We start from the raw sequence: 17832 nt of genomic DNA, 5'->3' as shown, positions 1-17832 counted from the left end.
TTGATTGCAGTCTCGCATAAAGTTTGCCGATGCGGCAGGGGCGCGCCTGCAGAGGGGAGAATAGGGGCATGGGAACCCTTAGCGATGTCCCGGGCGTCCGGGTGGGCCACTTTGAGAGGGAGGCCGACGGCTGGCTGACCGGAGTGACGGTGGTCCTGCCACCTCCGGGCACGGTGGGCTCGGTGGACGTCCAGGGGGGCGGCCCGGCCACGCACGAAACGGATGCGCTTGACCCCACCACCCTGGTCCGCACCGTGGATGCCGTCGTCCTCACCGGCGGCAGTGCCTATGGCCTGGCGTCCGCCGCCGGCGCCCAGCGCTGGTGCGAGGAAAACGGGCGGGGTTTTTCCGTCCCCGGGGGAGTGGTGCCCATCGTCCCGGCCGCCGCCATCTTCGACCTGGGCAGGGGCGGCAGCTTCTCCGCACGGCCGACGCCGGAGATGGGCTACGCGGCAACGGCCGCCGCTGCGGCACAAAAGGAAGGGCACGACGTCGGCCGCGGCAACGTGGGGGCCGGCGCCGGCGCACTCATCGGCAGGGGACAGTTCAAGGGCGGCGTAGGCACGGCCTCCATCACGCTGGACAACGGGGTGGTAGTCGGCGCGCTGGCCATAGTCAACGCACTCGGTCTCCCGTTTGGCACGACGGCCCAGCTGGCGGAGCCCGGCAGCGTGCGTCTAAGCAGGGGCCACGACGGCGGGGTTCCCACGCCGAGCTTGCGAGGCGAGGGGGCCGGTGGGGAGGAACGAGCGAGCACGCCGAGGGCTTCGGCTGGTGGGCCGGAAGCCAGCCACGGCGAGCCCCTCAACACCACTCTTGTCGTCGTGGCTACCAACGCCGTCCTCGACGTGGCTGAGTGCAAAAGGACTGCCTCTGCATCCCATGCCGGGATTGCCCGGGCCTTGAATCCAAGCCACACCCTGGCTGACGGGGATACTGTTTTCTGCCTGGCAACCGGTGCTGTGGCACTCGACCGCTCCGACGAAGCTGCCCGGCAGGTCAGCCTCATCACGCTCCAAACCGCGGCAGCCGACGTCGTCCGTTTGGCCATCCTCGACGGGGTGGCCGCAGCTGATCCCGTCAGCACCCCGGCCGGTGAATATGGTGCGTACCGCACCGCGTAGGCTACTATGGCCGATTTAACTTTTACCGGCCAACAGGGTAGTGTTGCTTGTTGGTTGTCTGGACTGCCACGCCCTTTTGGGCCTGGAGACGGCAATCGATCCAACAAAAACGTTCGTGGTCATGCCCGGTGCTATCCGGCGGGGCTGCGGCAACAACAGTTAGCGGAGGGTATGGCCAAGAAGGACGGGGTCATTGAGATCGAAGGCGTTGTGACCGAGGCGCTGCCTAACGCGATGTTTCGCGTTGAGCTCACCAACAAGCACATCGTTCTAGCACACATCTCTGGAAAGATGCGTCAGCACTACATCCGAATCCTCCCTGAGGACCGCGTAGTGGTGGAGCTGAGCCCGTACGACCTCACCCGTGGTCGTATCGTCTACCGCTACAAGTAAATTGCTGGGCGGCGGCAGTGCAAGCTGACCGTTGCTCCAGTTGACCAAACTGCTACACGCAAAGGAATGCCATGAAGGTCAAGCCGAGCGTCAAGCAGATCTGCGAAAAGTGCAAAGTGATCCGCCGTAATGGCCGGGTCATGGTGATCTGCGAGAACCCGCGCCACAAGCAGCGCCAGGGCTAATTTCCTTCCCTGAAGGAAATCCTGGGTTGCTAACCCACGCAAGTAAATAAAGGCAGCACAAGCTGATCTGGAACATTGAGCTCGAAAGAGTCCGGACAGCTAACCCCCGGTCGGAGGCTGGGGCCGCACGGAACGTGCGGGTGTACTGCCTACGACCTCCGGTTTATCAAGGAGTACTGCCACTATGGCTCGTCTCGCTGGCGTAGACATTCCCCGCGAAAAGCGGCTGGAAATTGCGCTTACTTACATCTACGGCGTGGGCAAGACCCGTGCACACGAAACCCTGGCTGCCACTGGCATCAGCGCTGACGTCCGCGTCAAGGACCTGACTGATGCCCAGCTGGTTGAGCTGCGTGACTACATTGAAGGCAACTACAAGGTTGAGGGTGACCTTCGCCGCGAAGTAGCAGCAGATATCCGCCGCAAGGTTGAGATCGGCAGCTACGAAGGCCTGCGCCACCGCAAGGGCCTGCCCGTACGCGGTCAGCGTACGAAGACCAACGCACGTACCCGCAAGGGCCCGAAGCGTACCGTCGCCGGCAAGAAGAAGGCCCGTTAAAATTCCCGCCCGGGATTTACGGACTTTCCCCAATAACTTTCTGTAGGAGAAAAAATGCCCCCGAAGACTCGTGGCGCGGTTCGCAAGCCGCGTAAGAAGGACAAGAAGAATATCGCGCTTGGCCAGGCGCACATCAAGAGCACCTTTAACAACACCATCGTTTCCATCACGGATCCGAGCGGCGCTGTTATTTCCTGGGCTTCCTCCGGTGAGGTTGGCTTCAAGGGCTCGCGCAAGTCCACCCCGTTCGCTGCCCAGATGGCTGCCGAAGCCGCTGCCAAGCGTGCGCAGGAGCACGGCATGCGCAAGGTAGACGTTTTCGTCAAGGGACCGGGTTCCGGACGCGAGACCGCCATCCGTTCGCTGCAGGCCGCAGGCCTCGAGGTTGGCTCCATCCAGGACGTCACCCCCGCAGCGCACAACGGCTGCCGCCCGCCGAAGCGCCGCCGCGTCTAATTCTTTTCCGCAGCAGGAGCTTGCCCGGACCAGCGATGGTCCGGGCAAGCCCAGCGCGTTAAGTCTTCAGACCGAATTTCCACCACCTGTGTTGCGTCATATAGCGGATGCTCGCCGAAAGGAAACCTAAGTGCTCATTGCACAGCGCCCCACCCTCTCCGAAGAGGTCGTCTCCGAAAACCGTTCGCGTTTCATCATTGAACCGCTGGAACCGGGCTTCGGCTACACCCTCGGAAACTCCCTCCGCCGTACCCTGCTCTCCTCCATCCCCGGTGCTGCCGTAACCAGCATCCGGATCGATGGTGTGCTGCACGAGTTCACCACGGTTCCGGGTGTCAAGGAAGATGTCACCGAGATCATCCTTAACATCAAGAGCCTCTCGGTTTCCTCCGAGCACGACGAGCCTGTCGTGGCTTACCTGCGCAAGCAGGGCCCCGGAGTCGTCACCGCCGCGGACATCGCTCCGCCGGCCGGCGTCGAATTCCACAACCCGGATCTGCACATTGCCACGCTGAACTCGAAGGGCAAGTTCGAACTCGAACTGACCATCGAGCGCGGCCGCGGCTACGTTTCGGCAGCTCAGAACAAGTCCGGCGACGCAGAGATCGGCCGTATCCCGGTCGACTCCATCTACTCGCCGGTGCTGAAGGTTACTTTCCGCGTGGAAGCAACCCGTGTTGAGCAGCGCACCGACTTCGACAAGCTGATTGTTGACGTCGAGACCAAGCAGGCCATCGCCCCGCGCGATGCCGTTGCTTCCGCAGGCACCACCCTGGTGGAACTGTTCGGTCTGGCCCGTGAGCTGAACACCGCAGCTGAAGGTATCGAGATCGGCCCGTCGCCCACCGACGCTGCCCTGGCAGCCGACATGGCACTGCCGATCGAGGATCTGGACCTCACCGTCCGTTCCTACAACTGCCTCAAGCGTGAGGGCATCCACACCGTGGGTGAACTCGTTGCCCGCTCCGAGGCTGACCTGATGGACATCCGCAACTTCGGTGCCAAGTCCATTGACGAGGTCAAGGCAAAGCTGGTTGAACTGGGCCTGTCCCTCAAGGACTCGCCTCCCGGTTTTGACCTCGCAGCACGCGCCGCAGCAATCGAAGAGGACGACGCCGCCTTCGGCGACGACGAACTCTAAACCAGACCTTGGCCGGCGGGCAGCACCATGGTGTGCCGCCCACGGCTTCCACATGAGGAGAAACAATTATGCCTACCCCCACTAAGGGTCCGCGCCTCGGCGGCGGCCCGGCTCACGAGCGTCTCATGCTCGCGAACCTGGCCTCATCCCTGTTCGAGCACAAGCGGATCACCACCACGGTGACCAAGGCCAAGCGCCTGAAGCCGTACGCAGAGCGACTGGTGACCTTCGCCAAGCGTGGCGACCTCGCTTCCCGCCGCCGCGTGCTCGGCCTGATCAGCAACAAGGGCGTCGTCCACGAGCTGTTCACCGATATCGCCCAGGCTGTGGAGAACCGCGACGGCGGCTACACCCGCATCACCAAGATCGGCAACCGCAAGGGCGACAACGCTCCCATGGCTGTCATCGAACTGGTCCTCGAGCCGGTTTCCGCGAAGCAGGCCGTCGTAGCCGAGGCTACCCAGGCTGCTGCCAAGGCTGCTCCGGCCGCCGAGGAAGCTCCCGCTGAAGAGGCTCCGGCCGCTGAGGAAGCTGCTGCAACCGAAGAGGCACCTGCTGCCGAAGAAGCTGCAACCGAAGAGGCTCCGGCCGCTGAGGAAGCTGCCGAGGCTCCGGCTGCTGAAGAGAAGGACGCGAAGTAATTCGCTGATTCACTTCGCATAGACTTAGGTCTGTGAACCACCAAAAACCCGCGGCCCCCGTTTCAGGGGGCGGCGGGTTTTTGCGTATCCGGCTTGATCTTTCGTACGACGGCGGCCCGTTCAGCGGGTGGGCGCTGCAACCCGGCCGACGGACCGTCCAGGGGGTCCTGGAGGAAGCCATCGAGCTGCTGGTCCGGCGCCAGGTGCGGGTCACCGTTGCGGGCCGGACCGACGCCGGCGTGCACGCCCGCGGCCAGGTGGTGCACCTGGACCTTACCGGGGCCGAGTGGCTGGGAATGCCGCGCGGGCACGAACTTGATCCCGCCGTCGCCATGCTGCGCCGCCTCCGCGGTGCCCTGAACCGGTCCCTGGGTGATCTGCACGGGGCGGTGGAGGTCCACAAAATCTCGCCGGCACCCGCGGGCTTCGACGCACGCTTCTCCGCGCTCTGGCGGCGCTACAGCTACCGGATCGCCGACGGGCCCGCCCTGTGGGACCCGCTGGAGCGGTACTTCACGCTGTGGCACAAGAACCCGCTGGACGTGGACCTGTTGAACCAGGGTGCATCACAGCTGCTGGGCCTGCAGAATTTCCTGTCTTTCTGTAAGCCCCGCGAAGGAGCCACCACCATCAGGGAACTGCAGCGTTTTGAGTTCCGGCGCGGCGAGGACGGCGTCGTTGTGGCCACCGTCCAGGCGGACGCGTTCTGCCACAACATGGTGCGGGCCCTCATCGGCTCGGCGCTGTATGTGGGGGAAGGCATTGAAGAACCGGGCTGGCTGCACGAGCGTCTGCTGCTGCAGAAGCGGGACGCCAAATCGGTCCTCGCCGCTCCCCATCCTCTGGTGCTGGAGGAAGTGGCCTACCCCTCGGACGGCGAAATGCTGGCCCGCGCCGAACAGACCAGGGCCGTCCGCGAGCACTGATCCTTTGTCGCGTGCTAGAACGACGGCGGCGGACCCTCTGCGGGGAGCGTCACCGTGAACGTGCTGCCCTGGCCTTCCCCGCTCTCGCACATGATGCTGCCGCCGTGGCGCTCCACGATCATCCGGGTGATGGAGAGGCCCAGGCCTGCACCCGGGATGGCCGCCTTTTGCGCCGCTTCGGTCCTGAAGAAGCGGTTGAAGACCTTGGCGGCGTCGTCGTCGGAGATGCCCATCCCGGTGTCGCTGACGCTCAGCCGCACCCACTGCGGATCCGTCGTCGCGCTGATGCTGATCCGTCCACCGTCCGGTGAGTACTTGATGGCGTTCGAGACCAGGTTGTCCAGCACCTGCCCGATCCTCAGCGGGTCCGCGTAGGCCCACAACGGTGAGGGGACGTCGGCTGCGATCTCCACATGGGACCGCTGCGCCGAGGCCAGCGCCGAACTGAGGCTGGTCTCCACCAGGCTGGCGAGGTCTGTCCGCTTGGGGTGGACGTTCAGGGCGGTGGTGGCGGTGAGGTCGGCCACCAGCTCCAGGAGCCGCTCAGCATTCCGCTGGACCACCAGGAGCCGCTGGGCCAGGTGCGGTGGCAGGCTGTCCGCCTCTTCCAGGACCAGGTCCACGTTGCCAATGATGGAGTTCAGGGGGTTCTTGAACTCGTGCGAGACGTTGGAGATAAGGTCCTGGTTGGCGGCTAGGGATTCCACCCAGCCCGTGACGTCGGTGTAGACCACAACGGCTCCGGTGAGCCTGCCGTCCTCGCTGACCAATGGACGCGCCGCCGTGGATACCGCGCGCTGATCCGGGCCTTCACCGGCCCACACCAGGTAGTCGGCGAAGGATTCCCCCGCCATGGCGCGGCTGATGGGCCGGCGGTCAGGCGGAAGCAGCGTCCGCCGGTCCTGGCCGAAGATGAGCTGGTGCCCCTGGCCCGGGATGGCGTCGTCAGCGCCCGTGGCGCGGCGGAAGTTGCGCTGGCGGCTGTTGGACACCAGGAAGTGGCCGGAACGGTCGACAGCGGCAATTCCGACGTCGGTGGCGTCCAGGACGGTTTCAAGCAGCTTCTCCCGTTCCCGGCTTGCCGCCAGCAGGTTCCGGAGCTCACGGTCCTTCTCTGCCAGCTCGCGCTGCTGCAGGCGCAGGTTCACGCTCGCGAAGCGGATCGCCAAAGAAACGGCGAGCATCATCACGGGGAAGAGCACCACCGTGGTGAGGTCTGATGCGGTGACGGCGGGAAGATGGCCAATCGCTGTGGGAGCCATGATGAAGAACGGCCCCAGGAAGCTGAGGACCAGGCTGCTGCGGGCCAGCATTCCGGAAGCGGAGAGCCAGATGACCGGGAAAACCACCAGGACGGCCAACCCGGGCAGGAGCGGGGCCGCGCCGTTGCGCATAAGGCCAATCGCCAGGAAGTCCAGGACGGGGACCAGCAGGTACGGCCTGTGCGGCAGGCGTTCCCAGGGAACCAGGAAGCACGCCAGGAACAGGAGTCCGTGCAGGGCCACGCCGGCCCCGTACCAGGGACTTCCCAACAAGGATGGCCACGCGGAGGGCGTGATCAGTGCGATGACGGCCACCACCACGGTCAGGGGAAGCTGGCACAGCACCACTTGGGCGCGTGGTCCCAGCCGCCGGAAGATGCGGCCGGGCCCGCGGTGGAACAATGGCTCAGCCATGTTTCTGACTCGTACCCCTTCACAACTGGATGGCAGGCCCCGCCGGGTCTTTCTATTGCTTTCCCTACCCCGCTTCTTACCCTTTCCGCTCCATACTGCACACGTCTTGTCATAATAATTGACTTTTCAATTTTCGGGGCGAATTCAGATGTGATCAGCAGGGCTTACTAGTAGCGTATAAATGGTTGGAGCGGGAATGGCATTGGCGCTGGGCCAATGGGGGGCCATCTCCGCCTGGCGCAGGGATAGCAATGGACGATCTTGGTGTAGCTGTAGTAATCGAAGATGACGCGGATGTACGGAACCTCCTGGAAGGCGTACTGACACAAGCGGGCTTCGAAGTGCATACAGCTGTTGATGGGCGGGCCGGGGTTGAGGTGGTCCGCAGCAAGCAGGCCAACGTTGTTACGCTCGATATTGGCCTGCCGGATATTGACGGCTTCGAGGTTTTGCGGCGAATCCGGAATTTCAGTAACGCGTACGTGGTGATGCTGACGGGACGGACGGAAGAACCGGACCTCCTGTCGGCTCTGAATGCCGGCGCGGACGACTACATTGCCAAACCCTTCAGGCCGCGGGAACTCCGGGCCAGGGTGGCGGCAATGATGCGCAGGCCCCGGCACGAGGTCGCGGGGGAGCAGCCGTCCCCGTCGCACTGGGGACAGGCCGCGGCCCCTGCCATACACGCCGACCCGGCGGTGCTGCAGCACAACGGCCTCCTCCTGAACCACCGGACACGCACGGTGGAGGTCAAGGGTGAGCCGCTGGGACTGACCCGCAGTGAATTCGACCTGCTGCACGTCCTGCTCAAGGGCGGCGGTGCCGTGTGCACCAGGGCTGACTTGGTGCGCGCCGTACGGGGCGACTTCTATGACCACGACACGTACATCAGCGAGGCGGATGAGCGGGCCGTGGAGGTGCATGTGGGAAACCTGCGGCGCAAGCTCAAGGAGGACCAGCTGTCTCCGCGCTGGCTGCAGACCGTCCGCGGGGTAGGCTACCGGCTCGCACCGCGCAGGCCCGATGACGCCTGAGCGTCAGCCTTTTTCCAGGATGTAGGTCGACTGGAGCTCGGACACCGTCCGGGCTCCGTCCTGGGCCACCCCGGGCATCATGGCCTGGCCCTGGACAAAGTCGCCCTTCCGGATCAGGCCTTCGAGGACTTCGGCGAGCCTGGCCAGCCGGACACCGCCCACCATGGCAGAGCTGATCTTCAGGCTAATGACGGCATCCAGGGCAGCGGCCTCGTCCTGGGTGCCCACGGCTGTTCCCAGCCGCGCCAGGCGCAGGTCCCACATGGCGGCGTAGTCGCGGGCGAAACGCTGGGCCAGTCCTGATCCGGCCAGTTCGTCCTCGAGTTCGGCCAGCACGGCTGCGTCAATCAACGGCAAGAGCGCAGCCGCTTCGAGTGAGAGCGCCGTGCGTGCCGCCGGCCCTGGAGCGGCAGGCAGCGGGACCCCGGCCAGCGGGGAGTCCACAGCGGGGCTCTTTCCGCTGGAACCGGGATCCTGACTCTGCATTGTTCAAGGCTACTTCCTGGAAATCCTTCGGCGTCCAATTTCTTATCATTCTGTGTAAACCTTGAGGCAACCTTGCCGTCGCCCTGCGTATCGATTATTGTCCGCTGAACGTCATCACCGTATTGATCACGGCCGGTCCCAGGATGGCGATGAAGAGGACCGGAAAGATGAAGAACAACAGCGGGAAAAGGATCATAACCGGCAGTTTCATGGCTTTTTCCTCGGCCCGCTGGCGCCGCTTGACGCGCATTACCTTCGCCTGGACACGCAGGACCCGGCTGATGGCGATGCCGTACGTGTCGGCCTGGACCACTGCCTGCACGAAGCTGCGCAGCTCAGGGATGCTGGTCCGTTCCGCCAGGGCGATGTAGGACTCACGGCGGCTGCGTCCCACCTGCATGTCCTGGAGGGTGCGGACCAGTTCCTCGGCCAGCGGGCCCTTGCCATTCTCGCCGGCGCGGGCCATGGCGCCTTCGAAGCCGAGCCCTGCCTCCACGGAGATCAGCATCTGGTCCAGCGTGTTGGCCAGTTCAAGCTGCATGGCCTTCTGCCGCTCCTGGCCTTTGCTGTAGAGGAGGAGGTCCGGGATGAAGTAGCCAAGGACCAGGACGAAGATGCCGGCGAGCTTCATCAACGGGCTGCTTCCGATGCCCGCGAGCCAGCCGCCCACCGCCACGCCCGCCAGGCCGAGGGCGAGCTTGGACCCCAGCACCTTTCCAAGCGGCATTGAGGCGGGCCGGCCGGCGAGGGACAGCAGCCGGTCCAGGAAGGCCACGTAGGCCGGGGGCGTTAGGCGCCGGCCGATGCCTTCCAACAGGCTCGGCGTGGATGCAGGTGCAACTGCGGCCGGCGGGGCGCCACGGGAGAGGAGGTCGGTAACCGCGACGCGGCCCTGCTTGTCCACGGTGAGGACGGACCAGGCCATAGCCCCGAGCGGGATGCAGACCAGCAGGACGGAGAGCAGGACGATGAGGTTCATGGGGTCCTCAGAACTTCAGGTCGATAATCTTGCGCATCCACAGCGCACCGATGGTCATCAGGACAAAGGAGGCACCGATCATCACCCAGCCCAGCGGATGGGTGAACATCGCGTTCATGTAGTTGGGGCTCACGGCCAACAGCATGGCCACAATGCCGAACGGCATGGCGATCAGGATGTAGGCGGAGAACTTGCCTTCCGCGGCCAAAGCCTTGATGTGGCCCTTGATCTCTGCGCGCTCGCGGATGGTTTCGTTGACCTGGTCCAGCACCTCGGCCAAATTGCCGCCCACCTCGCGGTTGATCTGGATGGCCTGCGAGATCCACACGAAGTCCTCGTTCTTCATTCGGTCGGCGGTGTCGTTGAGGGCGGCGAGCAGGTCGCGGCCAAGGCTGGTCTCGGTGATCACCCGCCGCATTTCCTCGGAAGTGGGCTTCTGCGACTCGGTCGCCGCGGCGTCGATGGCGCGCAGAATGCTGTGCCCTGCGCGCAGGCCGCCCGAGAGCAGCTGCAGGGTGTCGCCCAGCTGGCTGTCGAAGGCGGTGCGGCGCTTGCTGGCCAGGAATCCGAGGACCAGTTTGCCGACGAAGGGTGCCAGCAGGGCCAGCAGCAGTCCCATGACGGGGCCAACCGTGACCAGGCCCACCAGCATGCCGACGCAGGCGCCGATCCCCACCAGGAGGAAGAACTCGGCCTGACTGAGCCGCAGGCCTGCGTTCTCCAGTTCGGCCCGGGCGAAGAGCTTGACGTTTCGGCCGGCGAGGAGGCGTTCGAAGGACCTGACTGCGGACAAGGCCACGCGGGTCAGCGAGGATGGCGGCTCGGGTTCAAACGGGCGACGGCGGTCCAGCGGCACCGAGGGTGCGCTTGGCAGGAGCACGGCGACGCCCAGCAGGCAGATGGCTGCGAGGAGGATAACGCTTCCTATGGCGATGATCATGGGCCCGTCCCTATTTCACGCCCGGACCCAGCGGCGTCGCAAACACCGCGGGTGAAACATGGATGCCCAGGTCCTCGAACCGGTCGATGAAGCGGGGACGGATGCCGGTGGCTACGGGCCGGCCCAGGAACCGGCCCTGCGCGTCAACACCTGCCGAGTAGTCGAAGATGAAGGCGTCCTGGAGGGTGACGATGTCCCCTTCCATGCCCTGGACCTCCGTGACGTGGGTGATCCGGCGGGAGCCGTCGCGGAGCCGGGAGATCTGGACGATGAGGTTCACGGCGGAGGCGATCTGTTCCCGGATGGCGCGCAGCGGCAGGTCCATCCCGGCCATGAGCACCAGGGTTTCCAGGCGGGCCACGGCATCGCGGGGCGAGTTGGAGTGCACGGTGGAGAGGGAGCCGTCGTGGCCGGTGTTCATGGCTTGGAGCATGTCCAGCGATTCGCCGCCGCGGACCTCGCCCACCACGATCCGGTCCGGGCGCATACGGAGGGAATTGCGGAGGAGTTCGCGAATGGTGACTTCGCCTTTGCCCTCGGTGTTGGGCGGGCGGCTTTCCAGCCGGACCACGTGCTCCTGCTGGATCTGCAGTTCCACCGCGTCCTCGATGGTGACGATCCGTTCGTCGTGGGGAAGGAAGGAGGACAGGACGTTCAGCAGCGTGGTCTTGCCCGTGCCGGTACCGCCGGAGACGATGATGTTCAGCTTGGCCTTGACGCAGGCGTTCAGGAGCTCGGCCATTTCGGGCGTGAGGGTGCCGAAGTCGATGAGGTTCCGGACGGTCAGCGGGGTTTTGCTGAATTTACGGATGGTCAGCGAGGAGCCGCCGACGGCCAGCGGCGGAATGACCGCGTTCACACGGGAACCGTCCTCCAGGCGGGCATCCACCAGCGGGGAGGACTCGTCGATGCGGCGGCCCACCTTGGAAACGATCCGTTCGATGACCTTGCGCAGGTGCTCCTCGGAGCTGAAGCGCGACTCGGTGAGCGTCAGCTTGCCTTTGCGTTCCACATAGATCTGGTCCATACGGTTGACCATGATTTCGGTGACGGCGGGATCGTCCAGGAGGCGCTGGAGGGGGCCGTAGCCCAGGACGTCGTCGGCAACGTCCTGGACCAGGCGGGTGCGTTCCTCGGGGGTCAGCGGCACCTGCTCGGCGTCGACGATGCGGGTGAGTTCTTCCTTGGCAGTGCTCCGCAGCTCCCGTTCACTTACGGCGGCGTCGTTGAAGCGCGTCCCCATCCGTTCGAACAGGGCGGTGGCCGCCCTGTCCTTCATGGCTGCGAAGACGTCCACCCTGGGTGCCGCGGGCACCAAGGGGGTGCCGGCGTCGTGCGTTGAATGGGCGACGGCGGCATGCGCCGGTTGGTGCCGCTCCGTGCTTTCCGCGGGGGAGGGCGAGGGTGCGGGGGCCGGGCGGGGCGGCTCCAGCAGCGCAGTCCCGGCCGCCTGGTTGCGCGATTGGACGGCGTTGATGCGGTCGGAGAGTTTCATCAGATGACCACCCTTCGGTGAAGTTTCCGCTGGGCCTGCGTGCGCCATGCCGGGTTGAAGCGTTCCACGAGCTGGCGGAGGCTCTTGACGGCGGGGTCCTTTTTGGATTCCTGGAGGACGGGGATGCCGCGGTTGGTGGACAGGGCCACGGCGCGGGAGCGGGGGACGCTGACGTCCACGGGGGCGCCGATGGTGGATTCGACGTCGCGGACGTTCAGGCCGGATTTGGCGTCGGCCATGTTGAGGACCACGTGCCGCGATTCGGGCATGATGTCCAGCTGGCGCAGGACCTCAAGGCCGGAGCGGAGGCCGCGCAGGCTGGGGATGTCCATGGCGCTGACCCAGACCACGTCCGTGCACTGTTCCATGGCGGCGAGGCCGATCTCCGGCATGCCGGGGGCCGTATCGATGACCACGTACTGGAATTCCTGGGCCAGCTGTTCCAGCAGGTGGCCGATCTGTTCCGGAGTGATGTGGTCCGCGTCCACGGGGTTGGGCGGGGCGCAGAGCGCGTAGATGCCCGCCGGGTGGACCGTGAGGAAGGCCTTGAGGACCAGGGAGTCCTGGGCGGCGGCAGGGGTAACGGCGTCCGTGACCGTGTGCTGCGGGTTGAGGTAGAGGCCGGAGGCGACGTCCCCGAACTGCAGGTCCAGGTCCACGATGACCACGCTCATGGGCGCGATCTGGCCCAGGCCGATGGCGATGTTGGTGGCCAAAGTGGTCTTGCCCACGCCGCCCTTGGGGGAGAACACGCCGATGACCAGGCCGCTGCCGCTCTCCGCCTGCTGTGCCTCCGGGCCGCGGTGGCGGGTGGCGAAGGACTGGCAGGCGCGTTCCAGCAGCACCCGGATTTCCGCGGCGTCGGCCTGCGGGCTGAGGATGTCGCGGATGCCGGCGCGCATGGCGTAGAGGAGGTAGTCGGGGTCCACGTCGCTGACCAGGACCAGGCTGAGGCCGGGGAGCTGGACGTCGAAGACCTTGGCGAACCGCAGCGCTTCCTCGTAGGGGACGTCCGGGCCGATGATCAGCACTTCCGGCTGCTCCTGGTTGAGGAGCGCGAACAGTTCCGCCGGGCCTGCGGGGAGGATGTCGCTCGCGATGGTCTGGACGGTGCCGCGCAGGCCGTTGGCGACGGCGGCGCGCAGTTTCTGGTCGAAGTCGCCGTTGGGGGAGAGGAGGACGAAGCGGCTCATTTGTACACGTTGTCCTTCCTGGCGATGAAGCCGCCGTTGTCCTGGGCGTCCAGGGGTTCCTTGGTGAGCCAGAGGCTGCCATTGAGGTTCGTGTAGATGATCTTGCTTGCATCTACGTCACTCACCGCCACGGTCACCATGAAAGAACCTTGGGGAAGTGTTGTGTCCTGCGGGTTTGTGCCGTCGGTGGGCTTGGCAGTTGGCTGCGCGGCGCGCTGTACGGCCGTGACGAGGACTTTGCGTAGCGAGAGTTGCGTGGTGGGCTCACCGGGCTTGCTCTTGTCCGCGCCGCCCGCAAAGCTGAATCCAATGGCCACATGGTCGCCGGCTTCAAGACGGCCACCAACCACCATCTTCGGTTCCAGCTCGAAGGTTACTTCCTGCAACCCTGCTGGTACCTTCGCGGCACTGCTGGACTTGGCGTCTGCTGGGTCAACGAGACGTTCCTTTAGAAGCTGCTCGCCGGGAACCAGGTCCACAGCAGCCACCTTGCCAGTGGAGTCATCGAGGTTTTTGAGGGCGGTCTTGGAGACAGCCGTGGCTGGCACCTGCTGAACAGCTACGGACGCCCTGACAATATCGAGGGAAGAACCTGCCGGCACGGCCTTAATCACCACAAGTACGCCAGTCGGATCCATATCCTCCATTGCGCGCTGGTCGGCACCTTGGGCGTAGGTGACGATGAGGACCGCTCCGATGATGGCCAGCACGATTGCTGAGACACCGGCCAACATACGAGACTTCACTGACTGCTCCTGATTCTTTCTACTGGCTATGGGGTGAGACGGACGATTGAAGCCCCGTAATTAGGGGCGCTGCCAAGTTCAAAGGCTTGCGACAAGGAGACGAATTTTACGAAGTAGCCGCGGATCATCTTGTTCTGGATATTGCTGCCGGTGGACCAGTTGAAGTTGGAAAAGTGGTAGGCGGTTACGTGGAAGGCGGCGAACCCTTTCACGTAATACTTGACCGCGGTGCCGGTGCCCGTCGCCAAATCAAACAACGGCAGGAGCACGGTCTGGTCGTTCATCTGGTTGAAATCGGCGGTGCCGCAAATTGACGGGGCACTGGCGCCAGGGTCACTGTCGAACCAGATCCCGGAGTTGTTTGATTGGCCTGCGGTCATGGTGACTGAGCAACTTGTCCCAGTGGTCGTGATCCAGCCGAATCCACCGGGAAGTTTGTTGTTGCACGCCGGCGTCGACTGATCCAGAACCTGCACAGCGCCGGTTGTCCCGTCGAGGGGAATGTCCAGTTTGCAGTAGGCAATCGCTAAGGGCAGGATCGCTGGGCCTTTGGAGGGCGTCCCCCATGCTGCTGTTGAGCTGGCGTTGACTTCAGCCGTCTTCATCCCAAAAATATTGGCGAAAAATAGGGAAACCTGGTTAGGTGCGTGGCCCGACTCTTGGCTACCAACTGTTACTGTCACGGGTCCGCTTGATGATCCGAAGGCTATGGACTTGATATTGCTAAGACCGTCGTTTGCATTGAGGTTGGCGAGATTGGAAGCGAGGGGCGCGGTCGTCGAGCAGTTCAAATCATTGGGATACTTGGCACATTTTTGGGCAATCGCGAGAGCGGCTGCATCCGCCCCATTTCGAAGCTGCGTTCGCTCCGCGTACAGCATGCTGACATCCACTGCGATGGCCGCGAAACCGAGAAGAACCACCAGCATTATGGCTACGATTACGCTTACCGCCCCGCGTTCAGGACTGGCCTTGGTGTTTCGCTGAATTAACCGCCGCACAGCATGGCTCCTTTGGCGGTCAGGGTGAATGGTCCGGCAATTCCCGTAAGCGTGGACAGGCTGTACGTAATGGTGACGGTGGTCTGCGGACTTGTTCCTGAAGGGATCGTTGAAGGGCACGCAGCGCCAAATTGGATGGCGCTGTCCTGCAGTCCTGGTTGCAAAGAAACGGCTGTGTTCTTGGCTGCCGTTCTAGCGTTTATTTGAGCAGCCGCCTGGGCCGTAGCCGTTCGATCAGCCATTGCCATAACTCGGACAGCCTCGCGGGCTGCGGCTGAAAGCGAAGCTTGAGCGTTATAGACGCGACTGAATTCCATAATCCCCAATAGGAGCGTTATTAGGACCGGCACCACGATCGCGAACTCGACTGCGGCCGCGCCTCGTTCGGATGCCCTGGGCATGACCCAAACCTTTCGGTTGACCAAGAGTGCTTGAGAACATCTAGTGGCGACGGCATATTGCCGCCGCCACTTGAAGCGTTCTTGCTTTTGCGGCGCAAGTAAATTCTGCGCGACCCTATTTGGCCGCGCAGGTGCCAGTGGCAGCAGTTGTGGCAGTCTGAGCAGTGGCCGTCCACGCGCCGCCGCCGACCTGGCACTTGACCTGTTCGAACATGGTGCTCAGCGTGCCGCCGAGGAGGGTGACTGCAGCAATGATGACGACGGCAATGAGAGCGACCATGATGCCGTATTCAACGGCGGTGGCTCCCTTTTCGCTGCGAAGGCGGACGGAGAGGTTCGTGTAAAGAGAAAGCATTTTGACTCCTGAGCGAGACGGATTGGCTGGCCCAGCACCAGCGCTTCAACGAAGTTAGCAACGCTTGATCCGACGTTGACCCGATCTTGCAACATCCTGCGCAAAGCCTTTACGCCGTGCACACTTCCTGCGCTTTTGCTTGGCTATTACTGGGCTGAAGCTGGGCTTTCCCGACTTGCAGGCACACAAAAAGGACCCCCTCGGTTCTGGGTGCCGAGGGGGTCCGGTCTAATGGCGCCGCGAGGCGCGTTACCTGCTTCTTTCAAACACGGCTGAAGGCTTCGATGATGTTGATAGCGGCGGGCCCCAGCAGAACGATGAACAGTACGGGGAAGATGAAGAAGATCAGGGGAAACAAGACCTTCACCGGGAGCTTCATCGCTTTTTCTTCTGCACGCTGCCGCCGCTTTACGCGGGCATCCTTTGCCTGTGCACGGAGGACTTTAGCGATGCCGATACCGTACTTGTCGGCCTGCACCACGGCCCTTACGAAGCCCTTCAAGTCCGGCACTGAAGTCCTGGCCGCCATTGCGTCGTAGGCTTCGTGTCGGGGCCGCCCAACCTGGATATCCTGCAAGGTGCGCACGAGCTCCTGGGCCAGAGGTCCGCCACCATAGGAGCCTGCACGGGCCATTGCCGATTCGAAGCCAAGCCCGGCTTCCACAGCGATCAGCATTTGGTCCAAGGTGTTCGGCAGTTCCAGTTCGATCGCTTCCTGCCGCTTAATCGCCTTGTTGTAGACCAGCAGGTCAGGGACAAAGTAGAAGAAGACGGTCATGAAGATCGCCACTGCGATGTTCATCGAAGTAAACGAGTTGGTGAGTACGACGATTCCTGCCAGCGCACCGGCAAGGGACAGCAGCGGTTTTGAGACGATCAACTTATCCAGCGGCATGGAAGCGGGGCGTCCGGCCAGTGAAAGCCAGTGGTCCAATTTGGCCTCGTAGCTGCCTGGCGTAAGCCTTTTTGATATTCCCAGGAGGATCGGAGCCTGCTGTCCGGCGTCGCGACCTCCAACGTTGAAGCCGCGCCCAAGGTTTCCCCGGATGGCGAGGGCCCCTTTTCGGTCAAGCGTGGCCCATGACCAGACGAAATAGGTGAGTGGAAGGATAACCGTGGCAATTATCAACCAAGCGATTGGAGTCATTTTCGATCCTTAGAACTTGATCTTGACGATGCGGCTCATCCAGAAGCCGCCGATGATGAACATCAGTGCACTGAGGCCCAGGAGGAACCAGCCGATCGGTTTCTGGACAAAGACGTCCAAGTAGCCCGGGTTGACCATTCCGACGAAGAACGCGACCCCAACCGGCAACGCCATGAGGATGTAAGCGGACATCTTTCCTTCCGCGCTGAGTGACCGCACGTGGCCTTTGATTTCGCTGCGCTCGCGTATCGTGCCGGCCACCTGGTCCAGGACCTCCGCGAGGTCTCCGCCGACTTCGCGGTTAATCTGGATAGCCTGCCCGATCCACCGAAAGTCTTCGCTGTCCATCCGCGTGGCAGCGTCGTCGATGGCCTCCCGGGCATCTTTGCCGATTCGCGTCTCGTTGACGATCCTGGTCAGTTCCTCTGATGTGGGCGACTCGGACTCGTTCGCTGCGGCTTCGATTGCCCGCATCACGCTGTGGCCGGCACGCAACCCCCCGATCAGCATTTGAATGGTGCCGATCAGTTGCCCGTCGAATTTGCTCCGGCGCTTGTCCCGTCGGACTGTGAGCACCAGCCTGGCCACGAACGGCGTTGCGAGCGCCAGCAAGATTCCGAATCCGAGGTTAGTCGCGAGGCTGGACAGCAGCCCAACAGCTACGGTCACCGCAGCCACGAAGGCGCTGAATTCAGCAGGCGTCATTTTCACGCCGGCGTTGTAGAGAAGTTCGCGGCTGTAGGGGCCGCCGGACTTCCCGATCAGGCCACCCATCGCGTTGGCCGCTGATTCCGAAAACTTTGACAGCGTGGACGGGTCCGGCTGTCCGTCGGGCCTGCGGCGTTGGAGTGGAATGGCGGCATACCGAGGCCTGAGGACAACGATCACCAGGACCAGCAGGGCGCCAAAGCACAGACTGATGGCACCGGCGAAAACCAGGGGCGAGTCCATTGA

General features: G+C 63.6%; 21 protein-coding genes. 9 read left to right on the top strand and 12 right to left on the bottom strand.

The window, feature by feature from the left end; all coding sequences use genetic code 11:
* Positions 1-68 precede the first annotated feature (68 nt).
* From ACZ9J7_RS01315 to ACZ9J7_RS01280, 8 genes are all read left to right on the top strand, one after another.
* Positions 69-1124 (top strand): P1 family peptidase, encoded by a 1056-nt coding sequence (locus ACZ9J7_RS01315; protein WP_476206391.1) that lies wholly within the window; start codon positions 69-71, stop codon positions 1122-1124.
* A 171-nt stretch (positions 1125-1295) separates the two neighbouring features.
* The gene (infA, locus tag ACZ9J7_RS01310) at positions 1296-1517 is read left to right on the top strand and encodes a translation initiation factor IF-1 (protein ID WP_009358723.1); all 222 of its coding nucleotides are present in this window, start codon (positions 1296-1298) and stop codon (positions 1515-1517) included.
* Positions 1518-1588: 71 nt separating this feature from the next.
* Positions 1589-1702 (top strand): 50S ribosomal protein L36, encoded by a 114-nt coding sequence (gene rpmJ / locus ACZ9J7_RS01305; RefSeq protein WP_009358722.1) that lies wholly within the window; start codon positions 1589-1591, stop codon positions 1700-1702.
* Between the two features lie 184 nt (positions 1703-1886).
* Positions 1887-2261, top strand: a complete 375-nt coding sequence (gene rpsM, locus ACZ9J7_RS01300; RefSeq protein WP_003803743.1) for a 30S ribosomal protein S13 — start codon at positions 1887-1889, stop codon at positions 2259-2261.
* A 54-nt stretch (positions 2262-2315) separates the two neighbouring features.
* The gene (rpsK, locus tag ACZ9J7_RS01295) at positions 2316-2717 is read left to right on the top strand and encodes a 30S ribosomal protein S11 (RefSeq protein ID WP_018760435.1); all 402 of its coding nucleotides are present in this window, start codon (positions 2316-2318) and stop codon (positions 2715-2717) included.
* A 130-nt stretch (positions 2718-2847) separates the two neighbouring features.
* A complete protein-coding gene (locus tag ACZ9J7_RS01290) occupies positions 2848-3858 on the top strand; it encodes a DNA-directed RNA polymerase subunit alpha (protein WP_013601812.1) in 1011 nt (336 codons plus the stop codon).
* 68 nt (positions 3859-3926) lie between these two features.
* Complete coding sequence (gene rplQ / locus ACZ9J7_RS01285; RefSeq protein ID WP_275179642.1) at positions 3927-4499, top strand: 50S ribosomal protein L17; 573 nt, start codon at positions 3927-3929, stop codon at positions 4497-4499.
* 32 nt (positions 4500-4531) lie between these two features.
* Positions 4532-5425 carry a tRNA pseudouridine synthase A gene (locus ACZ9J7_RS01280; RefSeq protein ID WP_476206385.1) on the top strand — a complete coding sequence of 298 codons (894 nt, stop codon included), beginning with the start codon at positions 4532-4534 and terminating at the stop codon, positions 5423-5425.
* Between the two features lie 14 nt (positions 5426-5439).
* Here ACZ9J7_RS01280 and ACZ9J7_RS01275 read toward each other — a convergent pair whose 3' ends face one another.
* Positions 5440-7101, bottom strand: a complete 1662-nt coding sequence (locus ACZ9J7_RS01275; RefSeq protein WP_476206384.1) for a sensor histidine kinase — start codon at positions 7099-7101, stop codon at positions 5440-5442.
* 251 nt (positions 7102-7352) lie between these two features.
* Here ACZ9J7_RS01275 and ACZ9J7_RS01270 point away from each other — a divergent pair, with 251 nt between their 5' ends.
* On the top strand, positions 7353-8135 hold the full coding sequence (locus tag ACZ9J7_RS01270; protein WP_476206382.1) for a response regulator transcription factor: 783 nt from the start codon (positions 7353-7355) through the stop codon (positions 8133-8135).
* A gap of 3 nt (positions 8136-8138) precedes the next feature.
* On the opposite strand, the gene ACZ9J7_RS01265 is transcribed toward ACZ9J7_RS01270, so the two are convergent.
* From ACZ9J7_RS01265 to ACZ9J7_RS01215, 11 genes are all read right to left on the bottom strand, one after another.
* Positions 8139-8621 (bottom strand): Hpt domain-containing protein, encoded by a 483-nt coding sequence (locus ACZ9J7_RS01265; protein ID WP_476206380.1) that lies wholly within the window; start codon positions 8619-8621, stop codon positions 8139-8141.
* A 94-nt stretch (positions 8622-8715) separates the two neighbouring features.
* Entirely contained in the window at positions 8716-9600 is an 885-nt protein-coding gene (locus ACZ9J7_RS01260) for a type II secretion system F family protein (RefSeq protein WP_307362590.1), read from the bottom strand.
* 7 nt (positions 9601-9607) lie between these two features.
* Positions 9608-10540: a type II secretion system F family protein gene (locus ACZ9J7_RS01255; RefSeq protein WP_476206377.1), complete on the bottom strand. Its 933-nt coding sequence runs from the start codon at positions 10538-10540 to the stop codon at positions 9608-9610.
* 10 nt (positions 10541-10550) lie between these two features.
* Entirely contained in the window at positions 10551-12035 is a 1485-nt protein-coding gene (locus ACZ9J7_RS01250; RefSeq protein ID WP_476206376.1) for a CpaF family protein, read from the bottom strand.
* Positions 12035-13228 (bottom strand): CpaE/TadZ family protein, encoded by a 1194-nt coding sequence (locus ACZ9J7_RS01245; protein WP_476206374.1) that lies wholly within the window; start codon positions 13226-13228, stop codon positions 12035-12037. Before ACZ9J7_RS01245 ends, ACZ9J7_RS01250 begins: the two co-directional genes overlap by 1 nt.
* Entirely contained in the window at positions 13225-13974 is a 750-nt protein-coding gene (gene cpaB / locus ACZ9J7_RS01240) for a Flp pilus assembly protein CpaB (protein ID WP_476206372.1), read from the bottom strand. The genes ACZ9J7_RS01245 and cpaB overlap by 4 nt, the downstream gene beginning before the upstream one ends.
* 26 nt (positions 13975-14000) lie before the next feature.
* A complete protein-coding gene (locus ACZ9J7_RS01235) occupies positions 14001-14975 on the bottom strand; it encodes a pilus assembly protein TadG-related protein (protein ID WP_476206370.1) in 975 nt (324 codons plus the stop codon).
* Positions 14963-15376, bottom strand: coding sequence for a TadE/TadG family type IV pilus assembly protein (locus ACZ9J7_RS01230; RefSeq protein ID WP_476206368.1), 414 nt, complete (start codon positions 15374-15376; stop codon positions 14963-14965). Before ACZ9J7_RS01230 ends, ACZ9J7_RS01235 begins: the two co-directional genes overlap by 13 nt.
* A gap of 115 nt (positions 15377-15491) precedes the next feature.
* A complete protein-coding gene (locus tag ACZ9J7_RS01225; protein ID WP_141159792.1) occupies positions 15492-15731 on the bottom strand; it encodes a Flp family type IVb pilin in 240 nt (79 codons plus the stop codon).
* A 262-nt stretch (positions 15732-15993) separates the two neighbouring features.
* Positions 15994-16878, bottom strand: coding sequence for a type II secretion system F family protein (locus ACZ9J7_RS01220; protein WP_476206366.1), 885 nt, complete (start codon positions 16876-16878; stop codon positions 15994-15996).
* A 9-nt stretch (positions 16879-16887) separates the two neighbouring features.
* Positions 16888-17829: a type II secretion system F family protein gene (locus tag ACZ9J7_RS01215; RefSeq protein ID WP_476206364.1), complete on the bottom strand. Its 942-nt coding sequence runs from the start codon at positions 17827-17829 to the stop codon at positions 16888-16890.
* Positions 17830-17832 lie beyond the last annotated feature (3 nt).

The organism is Pseudarthrobacter sp. TE9888 (assembly GCF_056279345.1).
Note: the sequence above shows the minus strand (reverse complement) of the source record. Positions and strands in the feature narration are given on the sequence as shown.

Coding starts and splice junctions, on each gene's coding strand:
- ACZ9J7_RS01315 (WP_476206391.1), top strand. CDS start 69: ATGGGAACCCTTAGCGATGTCCCGGGCGTCCGGGTGGGCCACTTTGAG.
- infA (WP_009358723.1), top strand. CDS start 1,296: ATGGCCAAGAAGGACGGGGTCATTGAGATCGAAGGCGTTGTGACCGAG.
- rpmJ (WP_009358722.1), top strand. CDS start 1,589: ATGAAGGTCAAGCCGAGCGTCAAGCAGATCTGCGAAAAGTGCAAAGTG.
- rpsM (WP_003803743.1), top strand. CDS start 1,887: ATGGCTCGTCTCGCTGGCGTAGACATTCCCCGCGAAAAGCGGCTGGAA.
- rpsK (WP_018760435.1), top strand. CDS start 2,316: ATGCCCCCGAAGACTCGTGGCGCGGTTCGCAAGCCGCGTAAGAAGGAC.
- rplQ (WP_275179642.1), top strand. CDS start 3,927: ATGCCTACCCCCACTAAGGGTCCGCGCCTCGGCGGCGGCCCGGCTCAC.
- ACZ9J7_RS01275 (WP_476206384.1), bottom strand. CDS start 7,101: ATGGCTGAGCCATTGTTCCACCGCGGGCCCGGCCGCATCTTCCGGCGG.
- ACZ9J7_RS01270 (WP_476206382.1), top strand. CDS start 7,353: ATGGACGATCTTGGTGTAGCTGTAGTAATCGAAGATGACGCGGATGTA.
- ACZ9J7_RS01265 (WP_476206380.1), bottom strand. CDS start 8,621: ATGCAGAGTCAGGATCCCGGTTCCAGCGGAAAGAGCCCCGCTGTGGAC.
- ACZ9J7_RS01260 (WP_307362590.1), bottom strand. CDS start 9,600: ATGAACCTCATCGTCCTGCTCTCCGTCCTGCTGGTCTGCATCCCGCTC.
- ACZ9J7_RS01255 (WP_476206377.1), bottom strand. CDS start 10,540: ATGATCATCGCCATAGGAAGCGTTATCCTCCTCGCAGCCATCTGCCTG.
- ACZ9J7_RS01250 (WP_476206376.1), bottom strand. CDS start 12,035: ATGAAACTCTCCGACCGCATCAACGCCGTCCAATCGCGCAACCAGGCG.
- ACZ9J7_RS01245 (WP_476206374.1), bottom strand. CDS start 13,228: ATGAGCCGCTTCGTCCTCCTCTCCCCCAACGGCGACTTCGACCAGAAA.
- ACZ9J7_RS01230 (WP_476206368.1), bottom strand. CDS start 15,376: ATGCCCAGGGCATCCGAACGAGGCGCGGCCGCAGTCGAGTTCGCGATC.
- ACZ9J7_RS01225 (WP_141159792.1), bottom strand. CDS start 15,731: ATGCTTTCTCTTTACACGAACCTCTCCGTCCGCCTTCGCAGCGAAAAG.
- ACZ9J7_RS01220 (WP_476206366.1), bottom strand. CDS start 16,878: ATGACTCCAATCGCTTGGTTGATAATTGCCACGGTTATCCTTCCACTC.
- ACZ9J7_RS01215 (WP_476206364.1), bottom strand. CDS start 17,829: ATGGACTCGCCCCTGGTTTTCGCCGGTGCCATCAGTCTGTGCTTTGGC.